Source organism: Halomonas sp. AOP5-B2-8 (assembly GCF_052376475.1).
In the GTDB taxonomy this organism is placed as follows: Bacteria; Pseudomonadota; Gammaproteobacteria; order Pseudomonadales; family Halomonadaceae; genus Vreelandella; species Vreelandella casei.
In genome coordinates this window covers 699,544-718,497 of sequence record NZ_JBQSVS010000001.1, presented here as the reverse complement: position 1 = coordinate 718,497, position 18,954 = coordinate 699,544, and the positions used below count along the sequence as shown (strand labels likewise).

Genomic DNA, 18,954 nt, shown 5'->3' with positions numbered 1-18,954 from the left:
TCCTAAAGTGGTGATGCAAGCTCAGGATTTGAAAAGAGTTTTTCTAACATCGACTGCAAGTGGCGATTGCGCAAATAGGGTGCGAATCGCTATGCTGGCCGACCATTTTGTTTCAGCAGCGAAGGTGGGAAGCATCTCTTTTTGGGCGGGTAATAAACATTATAAAAAAAGCAAAACCTGCCTTTTTACCACATGCAAGCTGCTAAAAAAAGACCCTGACTAGAGGCGCGCCCATGAATAAAGGTCTTCACCAGCCTGGCGAATTTCGCGATAACTGTGGTTTTGGCCTGATTGCCCATATGGAAGGGCAGGCTAGCCACGACTTGTTGAAAACGGCCATTGAATCACTGACCTGCATGACCCATCGCGGCGGTATCGCGGCCGATGGAAAAACCGGCGACGGCTGTGGTCTGCTCATTAAAATGCCTACGCCATTTATGCAGGCGCTTGCTAAAGAGGCATTTGATGCTGAGCTGGGCGAGAAATTTGCCGTTGGGGTGATCTTTCTACCTAACGATGACGCCCGTGAAGCGCATGCCCGTGACACGCTAACTCGCGAGTTTGAAGCGCGTGGGCTTAATGTACTGGGTTGGCGCGATGTGCCTACGGACGCCAGCGTTTGTGGGCCGATGGCGCTCGACTGCCTGCCACGTATTCGTCAGCTATTTGTGCAGCCAGGCCAGGGCGAGCACTTCGACGTTGATCTGTTCATGGCTCGCCGCCGTGCCGAGCAGGCACTGCGCGACGAAGAAGATTTCTATGTTGCTTCGCTCTCGTCGGAAGTTGTCTCTTATAAGGGCTTGGTGATGCCGGAAGACCTGCCGGCGTTTTATCAGGATTTAAATGATCCGCGTTTAGAAACGGCTATTTGCGTGTTTCACCAGCGCTTTTCGACCAACACCGCGCCACGCTGGCCGCTGGCGCAGCCGTTTCGCCTGTTGGCGCACAACGGCGAAATCAACACCATTGAAGCCAACCGTGGCTGGGCAAACTCGCGTAAAGCGAATTTCGCTAACGAGCGCCTTCCTGATATCGCTGAGCTGGATGAAATCGTTAACACCGTCGGCTCTGACTCCTCCAGTATGGACAACATGTTGGAAGTGCTGCTGACCGGCGGCATGGAGCTGCACCGCGCGGTGCGGATGATGGTGCCACCCGCTTGGCAAAACGTAGAGACGATGGACGCCGAGCTGCGCGCCTTCTACGAATATAACTCGATGCACATGGAGCCGTGGGACGGCCCTGCTGGCGTGGTCATGACCGACGGCCGCCAGGCCGTCTGCATGCTTGACCGTAACGGCCTGCGCCCAGCGCGCTGGGTGATTACCAAGAATGGCTATATCACGCTGGCATCGGAAATTGGCACCTACGGCTATAAGCCGGAAGACGTGGTCGCCAAGGGCCGCGTTGGCCCTGGGCAAATGCTGGCGGTGGATACGCAAACCGGCGAAGTGCTGCATACGCAGGATATTGACGACCGGCTGAAGTCGGCCTATCCGTACAAGCGTTGGCTTAAACAAGAAGCTAACTATCTAGAGTCGGCGCTGACCGAACTTGCGCGCTTCCAGACCATGGATACCGCCGCGCTTAACGTTCAGCAGAAGCTGTTCCAGATCAGTTTCGAGGAGCGCGATCAGATACTGCGCCCGCTGGCAGAAACTGGCCAGGAAGCGGTGGGTTCAATGGGCGACGATACCCCCATGGCGGTATTGTCGAGCCGTCCTCGCCTGCTGACAGACTTTTTCCGTCAGAAATTTGCCCAGGTCACCAATCCGCCAATCGACCCGCTGCGCGAAGCGATCGTAATGTCGCTGGAAACCTGCTGTGGCGCTGAGCTTAACGTCTTTAAAGCGACGCCCGAGCACGCGCATCGTTTGATTTTGACCACGCCGGTGCTGTCGCCACGTAAATTTACCGCGCTGGTCACCCAGGAAGACCCCGCTTTCGCCAGCCACACGCTTTCGCTGGGTTATGACCCCGAGCAGCAGAGCCTTCATCAGGCGGTTAAAGCGCTGTGTGCAGAAGCAGAAGCGCAGGTACGCGCTGGCAAAGTGATTTTAGTGCTTACCGATGCGGAGCTGGCGCAAGGGCTGATTCCTATCCAGGCCGCTTTGGCGGTCGGTGCCGTGCATTCTCATTTAGGTCATTTGGCGCTACGCCCCAATGCCAACATTGTGGTGGAAACCGGCTACGCCCGCGATGCTCACCAGATGGCGGTGCTGTTTGGTGTGGGCGCCACAGCGGTGTATCCGTGGCTGGCGTATCAGGTGATGGCGGATATGCATCGCACCGGCGAGCTGACTGGCAACCCGGCAGATGGCCGCGAAAACTATCGTAAGGGATTGCAGAAAGGCCTGTTTAAAATTCTTTCCAAGATGGGCATCTCGACGCTGGCTTCCTACCGTGGCTCGATGCTGTTTGAAGCAGTGGGGTTATCTGACGAAGTGATGGACCTGTGCTTTGTGGGCATGGCATCGCGCATTCAGGGCGCTGGTTTTGCTGAGCTTCAGCTGCAGCAGGCGCTGTTGGCGAAAGACGCTTGGATTCCCCGGAAGGGCATTTCTCAAGGCGGCATGTTCAAGTATGTCCATGGTCACGAATATCACGCCTACAACCCTGATGTCGTGATGTCGCTGCAGCAGGCGGTTCAAGAGGGCAGCTACGCCAAGTGGAAGAAATTTGCCCAGCTGGTGAACGAGCGTCCGGTAGCGACTATTCGTGACTTGCTCAAGCTTAAGCCATCAGAAACGCCGATTGCGCTTGATGAAGTAGAACCCGTTGAAGACTTGCTGCCACGCTTTGACAGCGCGGGCATGTCGCTGGGTGCGCTCTCGCCAGAGGCGCACGAAGCGCTGGCTCAGGCCATGAACGAAGCCGGCGGCCGCTCTAACTCGGGCGAAGGCGGTGAAGACCCTGAGCGCTATGGCACTATCCGCAGCTCCAAAATCAAGCAGATCGCCTCCGGTCGTTTTGGCGTTACCCCGGCGTATCTTGTGAATGCGGAAGTACTGCAGATCAAAGTTGCCCAGGGCGCGAAACCCGGTGAAGGCGGCCAGTTGCCCGGTGGTAAGGTCAATGCGTTGATCGCTCGCCTGCGCCACGCGGTGCCTGGCGTTACGCTCATTTCACCGCCGCCGCACCACGATATTTACTCGATTGAAGATTTGGCTCAGCTGATTTTCGATCTTAAGCAGGTCAACCCAGAAGCTCAGGTATCGGTGAAGCTGGTATCCGAGCCGGGTATCGGGACTATCGCCACCGGCGTTGCCAAGGCCTACGCCGACCTGATTACCGTATCGGGCTATGACGGTGGCACTGCCGCGAGTCCCTTAACGTCGATCAAGCATGCCGGTTCTCCTTGGGAGCTTGGCCTGCCGGAAGTGCATCAGGCGCTGCGTATCAACGGCTTGCGGGATAAGATTCGCCTGCAAACCGATGGCGGCCTAAAAACGGGGCTGGATGTCGTTAAAGCGGCCATTCTGGGGGCAGAGAGCTTTGGGTTTGGCACCGCGCCGATGGTGGCGCTGGGCTGTAAGTACCTGCGTATTTGTCACCTAAATAACTGTGCGACCGGTGTGGCCACGCAGGATGACTTCCTACGTGGCGAGCACTTCCGTGGCACCGTGGATATGGTGAAAAACTATTTCCGCTTTATCGCAGAAGAAGCGCGTGAGCTGATGGCCGAGCTAGGCGTGCGCCAGCTTACCGATTTGATTGGGCGCACTGACCTGCTCGAAGTGCTGGAAGGCAATACGGCTTCTCAGCGCAAGCTCGATCTTACCCCGCTGCTGGCGAATGACTTTGTGCCTAAAGATGCGCCGCAGTTCTGCAGGGTAAGCCGTAACGTGCCACATGATCCCGGCGCCAAGAACCAAGAGGTGCTGGCCGCGCTGAAAGACGCCATTGAGAACCGTTCGGGTGGTGATTTTAACTTCACCATTACCAACTGTGATCGCAGCGTAGGCGCGCTGTCATCGGGTGCGATTGCCAAGCGCTACGGCGATGAAGGGTTGGAGTCCGCGCCGGTGACCGCGAATTTCGTCGGTGTAGCGGGGCAGAGCTTTGGGGTGTGGAACGCACGGGGTTTGAATCTCTACCTCGAAGGCGATGCCAATGATTATGTCGGTAAAGGCATGAACGGCGGCAGTATCGTGATTATCCCGCCGAAAGTGAGCCAGTTTGAGAGCCATAAGACGGCCATTATCGGCAATACCTGCTTGTACGGCGCAACCGGCGGCACGCTGTTTGCAGCCGGCACGGCAGGCGAGCGCTTTGCGGTGCGTAACTCCGGCGCGTCAGCGGTCATTGAAGGGGCTGGCGACCACTGCTGCGAATACATGACCGGCGGCTTGGTCTGTGTGCTGGGCGAGACCGGGGTGAACTTCGGTGCCGGTATGACCGGTGGGTTTGCCTATGTGCTCGATGAGGATCGCTCCTTCGTCGATAAGTACAACCACGAGCTGGTCGAAATTCATCGCGTCACCACAGAGGCCATGGAGGCGTATCGCCGCCATCTGCGTGAAACGATTGAAGCCTATGTGGCCGCGACCGGTTCCGCACGTGGCGAAGCCATCTTGGAAGACTTCAGTGACTACGCGCGCCACTTCTGGTTAGTGAAACCGAAAGCGGCCAGTTTGGGCAGTTTATTGGATCAGTCTCGGCGTCAGCCGCAATAACCCGATTATGCCGCTCATGCTGACAGGAGAGAGATCATGGCTAACCGTTTAAATAATGATTTTCAGTTTATCGATGTAGGTCGTAAAGACCCGCAGAAGAAAGACGCGCGCGTCCGTGCCAAAGAGTTCGCGGAGATTTACGAGCCGTTCAAGCCTTCCGATGCGGCCAGCCAGGCGCACCGTTGCCTACATTGCGGCAACCCTTACTGCGAGTGGAAGTGCCCGGTGCACAACTACATTCCCAACTGGCTACAGCTGGTGGTAGAAGGCAACATTATTGAGGCTGCGGAGTTGTCGCATAAGACTAACTCGCTGCCTGAAGTGTGTGGGCGCGTATGTCCGCAGGACCGCCTGTGTGAAGGCGACTGCACGCTGAATGATGGTTTCGGTGCGGTGACGATTGGTTCGGTGGAGAAGTACATCACCGATACCGCGTTCGCCATGGGCTGGCGCCCAGATATGTCTAGCGTCACCTGGACCGACAAAAAAGTCGCTATTGTGGGTGCTGGCCCTGCCGGTTTGGGCTGTGCCGATATTTTAGCGCGTAACGGCGTTAAGCCGGTGGTGTTTGATAAGTATCCCGAAATTGGTGGCCTGCTGACCTTTGGTATCCCTGAGTTCAAGCTGGAAAAAAGCGTCATGGAGCGCCGTCGCTCGGTATTTGAAGAGATGGGCGTTGAGTTTCGTCTGAATACCGAAATCGGCACCGATATCGAGTTTGAAACGCTGCTGCAGGATTACGATGCGGTTTTCCTTGGCATGGGCACCTATAAGTACATGCAAGGCGGCTTCCCAGGTGAAGATCTGCCGGGCGTGTATAAAGCGCTCGATTTCTTGATTGCTAACGCTAACCGCTGCTTAGGGTTCGAAAAAGATCCGAGCGACTATATCTCGATGGAAGGCAAGCGAGTGGTCGTGCTGGGCGGCGGCGATACGGCGATGGACTGTAACCGCACCTCGATTCGCCAGCGCGCTGATAGCGTTATCTGTGCCTATCGCCGTGACGAAGGCAACATGCCGGGTTCGCGCCGTGAAGTGGCGAATGCCCGAGAAGAGGGCGTGGAATTTTTGTTCAACCGCCAGCCGGTGGCTGTGGTGGGCGAGGAGAAGGTCGAGGGCGTAAAGGTTGTGCGCACGCGACTGGGCGAGCCGGATGAAAACGGCCGTCAGCGCCCTGAAGTGGTGCCGGGCTCTGAGGAAATCATTGCCGCCGACGCCGTCGTCATTGCTTTTGGTTTCCAGGCAAGCCCTGCGCCGTGGTTCGGTAGTGCCAATATTAACGTCGACGAGCGCGATCGAGTGACGGCGCCTGAACACGGCCAGTACGCGTTCCAAACCAGCAATGAGAAAATCTTTGCCGGTGGCGACATGGTGCGCGGCTCTGATTTGGTGGTCACTGCGATTTATGAAGGTCGTCAGGCTGCAGAAGGCATTTTGGATTACCTGGGCGTGTAATTCGTCTTTATCCAGGCTGAGCGGGGCCATATTGGCCTCGCGACTACCCCGGCGTCGCTATGTGCCATTAATCAACTGCTATCTTCATCAGCAGTTCAAATTGAGCCTGGAGGCGTAATCTGCTAGTCTGTCGACCCATCCTGGCGTGGCTTTCTGCCGTGCCTTCTGATCACGTTTCGACAGGTTATCCATGACACGATATATCTTCGTGACCGGCGGCGTTGTGTCCTCTCTTGGCAAGGGCATCGCCTCCGCCTCGCTAGCGGCGATTTTAGAGGCCCGCGGCCTTAAGGTCACCATGCTCAAGCTCGACCCGTACATCAACGTGGACCCGGGCACGATGAGCCCGTTCCAGCACGGTGAGGTGTTCGTCACAGAAGATGGCGCCGAAACCGACCTTGATCTTGGCCATTATGAGCGTTTTATTCGCACCAAGATGACCCAGCGCAACAACTTCACCACGGGGCGTGTTTACGAGCACGTGCTGCGTAAAGAGCGCCGTGGCGATTATTTAGGCGGCACCGTTCAGGTGATTCCGCATATTACCGATGAGATTAAAGCGCGCGTTTATGCCGGCGGTGAAGGCTTTGATGTGGCGCTGGTAGAAATCGGTGGCACGGTAGGCGATATCGAATCGCTGCCTTTCCTTGAATCGATTCGCCAAATTCGTAGTGAACAGGGCGCCAACCGCGCGCTGTTTATGCACCTAACGCTGGTGCCCTACATCAAAACGGCGGGCGAGACTAAAACCAAGCCGACCCAGCACAGCGTTAAAGAGCTGCGTTCTATCGGTATCCAGCCGGATATCCTGATTTGCCGCAGTGAAGTCGAGTTGGAAGAAACCGAGCGCCGCAAGATTGCGCTGTTCACCAACGTCGAAGAGCGTGCGGTAGTGCCGCTGCAGGATGCCGATACGATCTATCGCATTCCGCTGATGCTCCACGAGCACGGTTTGGATGAGATTGTCTGCGACAAGCTACGCCTGGAAGCGCCCGAAGCCGATTTGTCTGAATGGGTGAAGGTGCTGGACGCTAAGCTCAACCCGCTCAAGTCGGTCAGCATCGCCATGGTAGGTAAGTACATGGAGTTGCTGGATGCCTACAAGTCGCTCAACGAAGCGCTGATTCACGCCGGTATCCAGGGGCGCATTAAGGTCAACGTCGATTATATAGATTCTGAAGATATCGAGCGTCACGGCACTGAGCGGTTAGCGGGCAAAGATGCCATTCTCGTGCCGGGTGGCTTTGGCGAGCGCGGCGTTGAAGGCAAAATACTGGCCGCCCAGTTTGCGCGTGAAAATAACGTTCCTTACCTGGGTATCTGTTTGGGTATGCAGGTGGCCGTGATTGAATTCGCGCGTAATGTGGCCGGCTGGAAAGACGCTAACTCCACCGAGTTTACCCACGACACTCAGCACCCTGTGGTGGGGCTGATTACGGAGTGGCTAACCCCGGAAGGAAAAATCGAGCTGCGTGATGCGGCGTCTGATTTAGGCGGCACCATGCGTTTGGGTGGCCAGATATGCCACTTGGCTTCTGGCACGAAAGCACGCGAAGCCTACGGTTCAGACGAAATTGTTGAACGCCACCGCCATCGTTTCGAAGTGAATAATCAGTTTATTGATGAGCTTGAAAAAATAGGCTTAGTGATCTCAGGTAGAAGCGTGGATCAGTCGCTGGTTGAAGTGATTGAGCTGGCGGATCATCCTTGGTACGTTGCCTGTCAGTTCCATCCGGAGTTCACATCTACCCCGCGCGATGGCCACCCGTTATTCTCGGGTTTTGTGAACGCGGCGTTAGAGCATAAAACAGCGCGTAGCCGCGCCCATGCCCATTCTCAGGAATAAGGGAGAGCAGCATGTCTTCTCAGAATCTGTCTAGCGATGGGTTGCAAGAGCGCCATATTAACGTTGCCGGCCTAACCGCCGGCAATTCATTGCCGCTGATGCTGCTGGGCGGCATGAACGTGCTGGAGTCCGCTGAGCTTGCCGACGAGGTGGCCCAAGCCTACATAACGGTCACCCGGAAACTGGGCATGCCCTACGTTTTTAAGGCCAGCTTTGATAAAGCCAACCGCAGCTCGATTCACTCTTATCGCGGCCCGGGGCTTGAGAAAGGGCTGCAGATTCTGGCCGATATCAAAGCACGTTATAACGTGCCCATTATCACCGATGTGCACGAAGCCTGGCAGGCCGAGGCGGCGGCGGAAGTGGCCGATATTATCCAGCTTCCCGCATTTTTGGCGCGCCAAACCGATTTGGTGGTTGCCATGGCCAAAACCGGCGCGGTGATTAATATTAAAAAGCCGCAGTTTCTGGCGCCCCATGAAATGCGCCATATCCTGAGTAAATTTCAGGAAGCAGGCAACGACCAACTGATGCTCTGCGAGCGTGGCTCAAGCTTTGGTTACAACAACCTGGTTGTTGATATGCTGGGCTTTGGCGATATGAAGCAAACCGGGTACCCGGTGTTTTTTGATGTGACTCACGCGTTGCAGCGCCCCGGTGGCCGTGCCGATAGCGCGGATGGTCGTCGCGCTCAGGTAGCCGAATTAGCTCGGGCAGGCGTGGCTGTCGGCCTTGCTGGGCTGTTTTTGGAAGCACACCCTGATCCTGATAACGCTAAATGCGATGGCCCCTGTGCGCTACCGTTGGATCAGCTAGAGCCGTTTTTAACTCAGCTTGCGCAGTTAGATGCGCTAGTCAAGGGGTTTGAGCCGCTAACGATTCGCTAGCAATCGCTATGCTAGGTAGAACGTCGTTTTAATCATTTTATCTGACTTACAGTAAAGGACACTGCTATGACCAAGATTGTTGCTATCAGTGCGTTGGAAGTGCTTGATTCGCGTGGTAATCCGACCGTACAGGCGCAGGTGCGCCTTGCCAGCGGCGCGGTCGGTGAAGCCTGTGCTCCTAGCGGTGCCTCCACCGGATCACGTGAAGCGCTAGAGCTTCGCGACGGCGATAAATCCCGCTATTTGGGAAAAGGCGTGCTGAAAGCAGTTGACGCGGTCAATAGCAAAATTGGTGATGCGTTGCTGGGTATGGACGCACGCGATCAGCGCGGTCTAGATGACGCCATGCTGGCCTTAGACGGCACTGAAAATAAGGCCAACCTTGGTGCTAACGCGATTCTTGCTGTGTCGCTGGCAGCCGCTAAAGCGGCAGCTAACGCCAAGGGCGTACCGCTGTATGCCCACATTGCCGAGCTTTACGGTCAGCCGGGCCAGTACAGCATGCCGGTGCCGATGATGAATATTATCAACGGCGGCGAGCACGCCGATAATAATGTCGATATTCAAGAGTTTATGGTGCAGCCCGTAGGCGCGCCTAACTTTCGTGAAGGGCTGCGCATGGGCGCGGAAATTTTCCACGCGCTGAAAAAAGTGCTCTCGGCGAAAGGGCTTTCCACAGCCGTTGGCGATGAGGGTGGCTTTGCGCCTAATCTTGCGTCTAACGCCGATGCGCTGGCTATCATTAAGCAGGCAGTGGCGGATGCTGGCTACTCTTTGGGTACTGACGTTACGCTGGCGCTGGACTGTGCGTCGTCTGAGTTCTATAAAGACGGCCAGTACAACCTTTCTGGTGAAGGTAAGAGCTACGACGCCGAAGGTTTTACTAACTATTTGGCCGGCCTGTGCGCCGATTATCCGATCGTTTCTATTGAAGACGGTATGGATGAATCAGACTGGGCTGGTTGGAAAGCGCTGACCGATAAGCTGGGCGATAAAGTGCAGCTGGTGGGCGATGATCTGTTTGTGACCAATACCAAAATTCTCAAACGCGGTATTGATGAAAAGATTGGCAACTCGATTCTGATCAAGTTTAATCAGATTGGCTCGCTTTCCGAGACATTGGATGCCATTAAAATGGCGCAGGATGCGGGTTTCACTGCGGTCATTTCTCACCGTTCAGGTGAAACGGAAGATACCACTATTGCTGATTTGGCGGTGGGAACCTGCGCAGGCCAGATTAAAACGGGTTCGCTATGCCGTTCTGACCGGGTGGCTAAATATAATCGCTTGCTGGTCATCGAGGCTGAGCTTGGCGAGGTTAGCTACCCTGGCCTAAAAGCGATTAAAGGCCAATAAATCGCTGAAATTGAGCGAAATATTAGGGTGTTTGTAAGAGATGTCTCAAAATTTTGTAAGAGATGTCGTACAAATTCCGACGAAAATCGCTCTGGTTAGGGTAAGAAAATACTACATTTGCCGCTAGCTAAAACTTAAGCTATTGTTTTTTAAATTATAATCGTTGAAAGGCGAGTCGATATGACTCGCCTTTTTGCGTTATGGTCATGTTGAGAAGCCGCCGAGATCTGCCACAATGCGATCAGGACAAGGGGAGGCAGGGATGCTTTAGGCAGGATGCAATAGGATGAAAGATCGGAGGCGCCTGGTAATTAGTGGAGTGATTACTGGCAAGGACGTTTTCCGAGAGGGGTGTGACCTAGGGAGTGGTCAGAGGAAGTGCTTGGAGTGGGCGGCCTAAGGGTCGCCTTTTTTTATGCCTGACCCTGCCTATATTGCACTGCCTATATGGGCCCCAGCTCAGAATAAAAAAACCAGCGTAGCCGCTGGTTTAACAAATGCTAGGTTAAGAAAAATGCTGCGCTCAGCGCTCTAGTTTTTCCATCTTGCCTGGCTTGCCGTCCCATTCTTCAGCATCGGGTAGCGCATCTTTTCTTTCGGCTATGTTCGGCCATACATCTGCTAGCTCAGCGTTAATCTCAATAAAGGCCTCTTGCCCTTCAGGCAACTCATCTTCTGAGAATATCGCTTCGGCGGGGCACTCGGGCTCACACAGTGCGCAATCAATACACTCATCCGGATGAATAACCAGAAAGTTCGGGCCTTCATAGAAGCAGTCGACCGGGCAGACTTCCACACAGTCGGTGTATTTGCACTGGATGCAGTTCTCGGTAACGACAAACGTCATCTTGCTATCCCTCTCGCGGGACCGGATATGTCCCGGTCATGATTAATCGTGAATGGTTATAAATCAGCCGTTTTTTATAAGCTAAAAGTTTGATGACATTCTAGAGGTGCGCATACCATGCGGCAAGCGCCGCATGGTCTTCTATTGCAGCTATTAGAGCAAGTCCCGCCATTGATAAAGCAGCGCGAGGGCTTCTCGCGGCGATAAATCATCCATATCCGTCTTTTCAAGTGCCTCGATCACCGGGTGAGGTGTTGCGGCAAATAAGTCGTTTTGCTGCGGCGCAGTGCTCGGCGCCTGTGTACTGTTGCCCACATCACGATGCTCTAAGCTGACCAGCTTTTCACGGGCGCGTTTAATCACATGATTAGGAACGCCGGCTAACTGAGCCACCTGCAAACCATAGCTCTGGCTTGCAGGGCCTGCCTCTATGCGATGCATAAACACAATGCTGTCGCCATGCTCGGTGGCCGTTAAATGGATGTTGGCCACGCCGTCCATGTGCTCCGGAAGGGCGGTCATCTCAAAGTAATGGGTGGCAAAGAGCGTTAGCGCACGCCCTTTAGCCAAATGTTCGGCGCTGGCCCAGGCAAGTGATAGGCCATCAAAAGTGCTGGTGCCACGGCCAATTTCATCCATCAAAATCAGGCTTTGCTTGGTAGCATTATGCAGAATATTGGCAGTTTCGGTCATTTCGACCATAAAGGTAGAGCGCCCGCCCGCAAGATCATCCGACGAGCCAATGCGGGTGAAAATGCGGTCCAGTGGGCCTATTTCAGCGGCATCGGCGGGCACGAAGCTGCCGCAGTGAGCCAGCAGCGCAATTAGCGCGGTCTGGCGCATATAGGTCGATTTACCGCCCATGTTGGGGCCGGTAATGATCAGCATGTGCTGATCAGGCGTGAGCGTAACGTCGTTAGGTACAAAAGGCGTTTCACTGACGTGCTCAACGACAGGGTGGCGCCCGGCTTCAATTCGTATGCCGGTGGCCTCGCTGAGCATTGGGCGAACCCAGCCAAGTGCTTCTGCGCGCTCAGCAAAGGCGCACAGTACATCCAGCTCAGCGACGGCTTGAGAGGTGCTTTGCAGCGCATGCAGGCTGGCATTGAGATCACCCAGCAGGCGATCATAAAGCCATTTTTCACGCGTCAGCGCGCGCGATTTGGCTGACAGCGCTTTATCTTCAAACTCTTTGAGTTCAGGAATGATAAACCGCTCGGCATTTTTCAGCGTTTGGCGACGGATATAGTCGGCTGGCGCCTGCTGTGCCTGGGAGCGAGGTAACTCAATAAAGTAGCCATGCACTCGGTTATAACCGACTTTCAGGTGCGCCAAGCCAGTGCGTTCGCGCTCGCGAAGTTCGAGCTGGACCAGATAGTCGCCAGCGTTTTCGGCCATACCGCGATGCTCGTCGAGCTCAGCGTCAAAGCCGTCAGCAATCACGCCGCCATCGCGGATGACCACGGGCGGGTTCTCGACCAGCGCACGGCTCAGCATATCGGCCATTTCTGGGTAGGGGCGAATATGCGGGCGCAGGGTGTCCAACGCACTGCCGCTCTCTACCTCACTCAATTGCTGTTCAAGCGTGGGCAGCGTTACTAGTGCGTCTCTAAGGCGTGCTAAATCTCGTGGGCGGGCGCTATACAGTGCCACGCGAGCCAGAATACGCTCGACGTCGCCGACGGCGCTCAAGGTATCGCGAAGCGGCATGTAGGCGGCATCTAAGCTGAGCAGTGCCACGCCTGCATGACGAGCCTGGACAATCTCGCGCTGGCGCAGGGGACGGTTGAGCCAGCGCTTGAGCAGTCGCGAGCCCATGGCAGTGGTGCAGGTATCCAGCACGCTGGCCAGGGTGTTGTCGCTATTGCCGCCGAGGTTGATGTCAATTTCTAAATTGCGCCGGCTGGCCGCGTCAATGACCACCGCATCATCACGATTTTCGACGCTGATCGCAGTGACATGAGGCAGTCGCGAGCGCTGGGTGTCGCGGGCGTAATCGATCAATACGCCTGCGGCAATCAGTGCGGTAGTCAAATGCGCGCAGCCAAAGCCGCGCAAATCCTGGACTTCAAACTGATCACACAGGCTGCGGGTAGCGCTGTCTATATCAAATAGCCATTCACCCTGACGACGCAGGCTGCGTTTTTGTGACCAGGCAGCCGGCAGCGTTAAGCTTTCCGGTACGAGCAGCTCAGCGGGCGATAGGCGCGTAAGCTCGGCGAGCATTTCGGCTTCGCTCTCTACTTCCAGTACGTTGAAGCGGCCGCTGGAAAGCTCAAGCCATGCCAGGCCCCAGCTATCTTTGCCGGGGGAGACGGATACCAGTACGTTGTCGCGGCGCGCATCGAGCAGCGCTTCGTCGTGGAGCGTGCCGGGGGTGACGATGCGAACCACCTGGCGATCAACGGGGCCTTTGCTGGTCGCTGGGTCGCCAATTTGCTCGCAGATAGCCACCGACTCGCCGCCAGCAACTAAGCGTGCCAGGTAGCCTTCAGCGCTGTGGTAGGGTACGCCAGCCATCGGAATAGGTTTGCCGCCTGACTGCCCGCGCTGGGTAAGCGTGATATCCAGTAACGCGGAGGCGCGTTTAGCATCGTCGAAAAATAGCTCGTAAAAATCCCCCATTCGGTAGAACAGCAGTACCTCGGGATGTTCACGTTTGATCTTTAAGTATTGCGTGATCATTGGCGTATTAGCGGGGATGGCCTGTGACATGGGCGTCCTGGTTAAGCGTAGCGTAAGCCGTCTCGACCGACGGCATGTTCTTTGAGCGGTTTCTTTGCGTCAGTTCTTTAAGAAAGCTAAACGCAGTATTCTACGCTGAACTGACGACTCACTTGAAGGAGCGACGATAGTGACCAGCGTATCTAGCCTAAAAAATCTTGATTTAACACTGCTTGCTCAGCGGCTGGGGCGGCTTTGCCAGCAGTTAAAGGTAGAAGTCACCGCCGCTGAGTCGTGCACGGGCGGCGGCGTTGCCAGCGCGATTACCGCGGTTGCGGGTAGCTCGGCCTATTTTACGACCGGCTATGTAGCGTATGCGAATCCGGTGAAGAGCCGATTATTGGGCGTGCCCGACGCTATGCTGGCAGCGCATGGTGCGGTGAGTGAAGAAGTGGTGAACGCCATGGTGCTTGGTGCCTGCCGGGAAAGTGGTGCAGGCTTGGGCGTTGCGGTCAGCGGTATCGCCGGGCCAGACGGTGGCAGTGAGGACAAGCCAGTAGGTACAGTATGGCTGGCGTGGGGCGATGCCAATGCCCAGCAGGCGGAATGTTTTCATTTTCCAGGCGACCGCTCAGCAGTGCGTGAACAGGCCGTGCGTCAGGCGCTAGCCGGGCTAGTGGCGCGCTTGGATGCTCAGGTAAATGCGGGCGATACGAAATAATTGTGAGAAAGTGTCGTCGAGGATTTGTTTACGACGGAATCTTTGGCATACTACTGGCTAATTATACAGCTTGTTATGAGGAATCACTGAATGGCTCAGGATGACAACCGCACTAAAGCGCTAAACGCTGCACTCAGCCAAATCGACCGTCAGTTCGGCAAAGGCACCGTCATGCGTCTAGGCGACGCTCCGCGTGTAGTCATGCCGTCGGTTTCCACCGGTTCATTGGGGCTGGATATCGCGCTCGGCATCGGTGGTCTGCCGTACGGACGAGTATGCGAAATCTTTGGTCCAGAATCGTCGGGTAAAACCACGCTGACCCTTTCAGTGATTGCTCAGGCGCAAAAGCAGGGCAAAGTGTGTGCCTTTGTAGATGCCGAGCACGCGCTTGATCCAAGCTACGCTGAAAAACTGGGCGTTAATCTGGATGACCTGCTGGTTTCCCAGCCGGACACCGGCGAGCAAGCGCTAGAAATTACCGACATGCTGGTGCGTTCTGGCGGTGTTGACGTGATTGTTATCGACTCGGTCGCAGCGCTGACGCCGCGTGCGGAAATCGAAGGCGAGATGGGCGATACGCACGTTGGCCTACAGGCGCGGTTGATGTCACAGGCGCTGCGTAAAATCACCGGTAATATCAAAAATGCCAACTGCTTAGTTATCTTCATTAACCAGATTCGTATGAAGATCGGCGTTATGTTTGGTAGCCCTGAAACGACGACCGGCGGTAATGCGCTCAAGTTTTACGCTAGTGTGCGCCTCGACATTCGCCGTACGGGCTCGGTTAAGGTCGGTGATGAAGTCACCGGTAACGAAACCCGCGTCAAAGTGGTCAAGAACAAAGTGGCGCCGCCGTTCCGCCAGGCTGAATTCCAGATTCTTTACGGCAAGGGTATCTATCACGCGGGCGAAGTTATTGATCTGGGCGTGCAGTGTAACCTCGTCGATAAAGCCGGTGCTTGGTACAGCTACAAGGGTAAGAAAATAGGCCAGGGTAAAGCTAATTCAGCGCTGTATCTGGAAGAGCATCCTGAGATTATGATTGAAATCGAAACGCAAATCCGCGAGCAGTTACTGGCCAAGCCGGACCCCAAGAAGGAAAAGGAAGAGGCGTCTGTAGAGGCAGCGGTTGACGCAGATGCGGGTGATGACGATCTGCTATAAGGCACCCTAATGGCGTTTGCCTCGCAGCGTGATGCTACGCCACGAGTGATCGCCATCGGCTTGCTGGCTCGGCGCGAATATTCGCGCGCTGAGCTGGCACAGCGATTGGCGAAAAAATCCTTTGAGCCCGCTGCCATTGATGAGTGTCTGGATACGCTGATCGAGCAAGGGTTTCAGTCGGACGAACGCTTTGCTGCAAGCTTTGTGCGCTCACGTATTTTGCGTGGTCAGGGCGTTATCCGTATTAAGGGTGAGCTACGCCAGCGCGGTGTCGACCAAGAAACGCTTAGCGCTGCGTTTGAGTCGGTGGTGGCGAACGAGCAGGTTGACTGGTTTGAGTTGGCGCGCGAAACCTTGGCTCGGCGCTTTACGTCTGCTGGCGAAACACCCAAAGAGCGCGCCAGGCGAGAGCGCTTTTTAGCCAGCCGTGGCTTCGATTTTGAACAAATACGTTACGCACTTTCCTGCCTTTAACGCCTTCTTAGGCGCCTGAAATATCTTCGTTTCTGCGTATAACCACATCGTCTCTTACATTTCTAATGGCGCTCTAATAGGCTTGTGCATCTTTTTGATTGCATTTCTGCCACTAAGTGCGGCTTTAGTCGTTTGACAACTGCGCTATAATGGCTGCTTTGCGACCCCTGAGGGTAGCGGTGACAGCGCCCTGGGACACCACGCTTTCTTGTTACGGATACCCTATGAAAAGCGCAGAGATAAGACAGGCCTTTCTTTCCTTCTTTGCAGAGCAGGGGCACACCATTGTGCCAACCAGCTCGCTAGTGCCGGGTAATGACCCTACGCTGCTGTTTACCAATGCCGGTATGGTGCCGTTTAAAGATGTGCTTCTGGGTCGCGACCCGCGCCCGTATGTACGCGCCACTTCTGCGCAACGCTGCGTGCGCGCGGGCGGCAAGCATAATGATTTAGATAACGTCGGTTATACCGCCCGTCATCATACTTTCTTTGAAATGATGGGTAACTTCAGTTTCGGTGACTACTTCAAGCGTGATGCTATTCGCTTTGCCTGGGTGTTTCTAACCGAAACGCTGGGGCTGCCTAAAGAAAAACTGTGGGTAACGGTGCACATCAGTGACGACGAAGCTGAGCGCATCTGGAAGGATGAAGTGGGCATTGACCCTGAACGCTTTTCCAAGCTGGATGAGGACAATTTCTGGCAGATGGGTGATACCGGCCCCTGCGGGCCCAGCTCAGAAATCTTCTATGATCACGGCCCAGAGGTCTGGGGCGGCCCTCCCGGTAGTCCGGAAGAAGATGGTGACCGCTATATTGAAATCTGGAATTTAGTGTTCATGCAGTTTGATCGCGATGCTCAGGGAACGCTCAATCCGCTGCCTAAACCTTCTATTGATACCGGCATGGGCCTGGAGCGAGTGGCTGCTGTCATGCAGGGCGTTCACTCCAACTATGAGATCGACCTGTTTCAGCGCCTGCTGCAAGCAGCTTCACAGGCAACCGGCCATGTGGACACGGCGACGCCTTCATTGCGCGTGATTGCCGATCACATTCGCTCCTGCGCCTTTTTAATTGCCGATGGGGTGCTGCCTTCCAACGAAGGGCGCGGCTACGTGCTGCGGCGTATTATTCGCCGCGCGATTCGCCACGGCCATAAGCTAGGTGCGGTCGACCCGTTCTTCCACAAGCTGGTCGGTGCGCTTGACGCTGAAATGGGCGATGCCTATCCAGAGTTGCGCGAAGCCTGTGGTCAAATCGAGCGCGTGCTACTGAAAGAAGAAGAGCAGTTTGCCCGTACGCTGGATCACGGTATGGGGCTATTGAATGCAGCGCTGGCTGAGCTGAATGGTAACGTGCTGTCGGGTGAAACTGTGTTTAAGCTTTATGACACTTATGGTTTCCCCTTTGACCTGACGGCGGATGTTTGCCGGGAGCGTGGTGTCACCCTCGATGAAGACGGTTTTCAGCGTGAGCTGGAAGCGCAGCGCGAACGCGCCCGAGCGGCCAGTCAGTTTGGTGCCGACTACAGTGCATCCATTGAATTGGATGGCGAGACAGCCTTTACCGGGTACGACCGCTTAGAAGATCAGGCCAAAGTGACGGCGCTGGTCGACAGTGAAGGCAATGCACTGTCTGTACTTGAGGCCGGTCAGAAAGGCACGATAGTGTTGGATCGTACGCCATTTTACGGCGAGTCGGGCGGCCAGGTAGGCGACACTGGCTATCTGTACGTAGACGGCGGGCGCTTCCAGGTAATGGATACCCAAAAGCAGAGCGGCCATCATCTGCATCAAGGTGTGATGGTGGAAGGCGCGTTGAGCGTCGGTGCCAGCGTGCGTGGCGAAGTAGACGCCAGCCTACGCGTTGCAACTATTCGCAACCATTCGGCCACTCACCTGCTGCATAAAGCGCTGCGCATGGTGCTTGGTGATCACGTGCAGCAGAAAGGGTCACTGGTTAACGCTGAACGCCTGCGCTTTGACTTTAGCCACTTTGAACCGATGACGGCTGAACAGTTGGCGGAAGTAGAGCGGCTGGTCAACGAGCAGATTCTGGCTAACGCTGCGACCAAAACCGAGCAGATGAGCTTGGATCAGGCCAAAGCCAAAGGCGCAGCGGCACTGTTTGAAGCCAAGTATGCAGAGAACGTGCGCGTACTGACTATCGGTTCTGACGACTTTTCTATTGAGCTTTGTGGCGGTACCCACGTGGCGCGCAGTGGCGATATAGGCTGCTGTCACGTGATGAGCGAAGTGGGCATTGCTTCGGGCGTACGCCGTATTGAAGCGATTACCGGCGAAAACGCGCTGGCCTACTTCCGTGAGCAGGAAGCCTGCCTGGGGCGCTTGGGTGATCGCTTAAAAACCAAGCCAGAGCAGGTCGAAGCGCGGGTAGAGTCGCTGGTTGAGCGTAACCGCAGCCTTGAGAAAGAGCTTGAGCAGCTCAAAGCTAAGCTTGCCAGCGCCGCGGGCAGCGATATGCTTAGCCAGGTCCAAGAGATCAAAGGGGTTAAGCTGTTGGCGACCCAGCTAGACGGTGTGTCCGGAAAAGATCTGCGTGGCATGCTTGATCAGATTAAGAACAAGCTAGGTTCCGGCGTGGTTATTCTTGGCGTTGCCGATCAGGCAGCCGGCAAAGTAAGTCTCATTGCCGGCGTGACCCAAGACCTGACTGGTCGCGTGAAAGCCGGTGAGCTGGTCAATCATGTTGCCTCGCTTGTGGGTGGAAAGGGCGGTGGTCGCCCCGATATGGCTCAGGCTGGAGGTAGCCAGCCCGACGCGCTGCCGGATGCGCTGAAGAGCGTACCTCTATGGCTAGAAAACACGCTTAACTAAACACCAGGGCCGGTAGCATGAATTGCTACC

Annotated in this window: 11 protein-coding genes; 9 read left to right on the top strand and 2 right to left on the bottom strand. The window is 55.5% G+C overall.

Going from position 1 to position 18,954, the window contains the following annotated elements:
• The first annotated feature begins 233 nt into the window (after positions 1–233).
• From gltB to eno, 5 genes are all read left to right on the top strand, one after another.
• Positions 234–4,676 carry a glutamate synthase large subunit gene (gene gltB / locus ACT3RP_RS03190; RefSeq protein WP_441684395.1) on the top strand — a complete coding sequence of 1,481 codons (4,443 nt, stop codon included), beginning with the start codon at positions 234–236 and terminating at the stop codon, positions 4,674–4,676.
• A gap of 36 nt (positions 4,677–4,712) precedes the next feature.
• On the top strand, positions 4,713–6,131 hold the full coding sequence (locus tag ACT3RP_RS03185) for an FAD-dependent oxidoreductase (RefSeq protein WP_483393217.1): 1,419 nt from the start codon (positions 4,713–4,715) through the stop codon (positions 6,129–6,131).
• Between the two features lie 190 nt (positions 6,132–6,321).
• Positions 6,322–7,977 carry a CTP synthase gene (locus ACT3RP_RS03180; RefSeq protein ID WP_483393216.1) on the top strand — a complete coding sequence of 552 codons (1,656 nt, stop codon included), beginning with the start codon at positions 6,322–6,324 and terminating at the stop codon, positions 7,975–7,977.
• 11 nt (positions 7,978–7,988) lie between these two features.
• Positions 7,989–8,864, top strand: a complete 876-nt coding sequence (gene kdsA, locus ACT3RP_RS03175) for a 3-deoxy-8-phosphooctulonate synthase (protein WP_483393215.1) — start codon at positions 7,989–7,991, stop codon at positions 8,862–8,864.
• 66 nt (positions 8,865–8,930) lie between these two features.
• Complete coding sequence (eno, locus tag ACT3RP_RS03170; RefSeq protein WP_096281990.1) at positions 8,931–10,220, top strand: phosphopyruvate hydratase; 1,290 nt, start codon at positions 8,931–8,933, stop codon at positions 10,218–10,220.
• Between the two features lie 523 nt (positions 10,221–10,743).
• Here eno and fdxA read toward each other — a convergent pair.
• Both fdxA and mutS read right to left on the bottom strand, forming a co-directional pair.
• The gene (fdxA, locus tag ACT3RP_RS03165; RefSeq protein ID WP_096281989.1) at positions 10,744–11,067 is read right to left on the bottom strand and encodes a ferredoxin FdxA; all 324 of its coding nucleotides are present in this window, start codon (positions 11,065–11,067) and stop codon (positions 10,744–10,746) included.
• Between the two features lie 153 nt (positions 11,068–11,220).
• Entirely contained in the window at positions 11,221–13,782 is a 2,562-nt protein-coding gene (mutS, locus tag ACT3RP_RS03160) for a DNA mismatch repair protein MutS (protein ID WP_483393214.1), read from the bottom strand.
• 136 nt (positions 13,783–13,918) lie between these two features.
• Between mutS and ACT3RP_RS03155 the strand changes: the two genes are divergently transcribed.
• From ACT3RP_RS03155 to alaS, 4 genes are all read left to right on the top strand, one after another.
• Entirely contained in the window at positions 13,919–14,452 is a 534-nt protein-coding gene (locus ACT3RP_RS03155; protein ID WP_096281987.1) for a CinA family protein, read from the top strand.
• A gap of 90 nt (positions 14,453–14,542) precedes the next feature.
• Positions 14,543–15,616 carry a recombinase RecA gene (gene recA, locus ACT3RP_RS03150; protein ID WP_193062766.1) on the top strand — a complete coding sequence of 358 codons (1,074 nt, stop codon included), beginning with the start codon at positions 14,543–14,545 and terminating at the stop codon, positions 15,614–15,616.
• Between the two features lie 9 nt (positions 15,617–15,625).
• Positions 15,626–16,090 carry a regulatory protein RecX gene (locus ACT3RP_RS03145; protein ID WP_193062764.1) on the top strand — a complete coding sequence of 155 codons (465 nt, stop codon included), beginning with the start codon at positions 15,626–15,628 and terminating at the stop codon, positions 16,088–16,090.
• Between the two features lie 224 nt (positions 16,091–16,314).
• Positions 16,315–18,924: an alanine--tRNA ligase gene (alaS, locus tag ACT3RP_RS03140; protein WP_483393213.1), complete on the top strand. Its 2,610-nt coding sequence runs from the start codon at positions 16,315–16,317 to the stop codon at positions 18,922–18,924.
• The last annotated feature ends 30 nt before the right edge of the window (positions 18,925–18,954 follow it).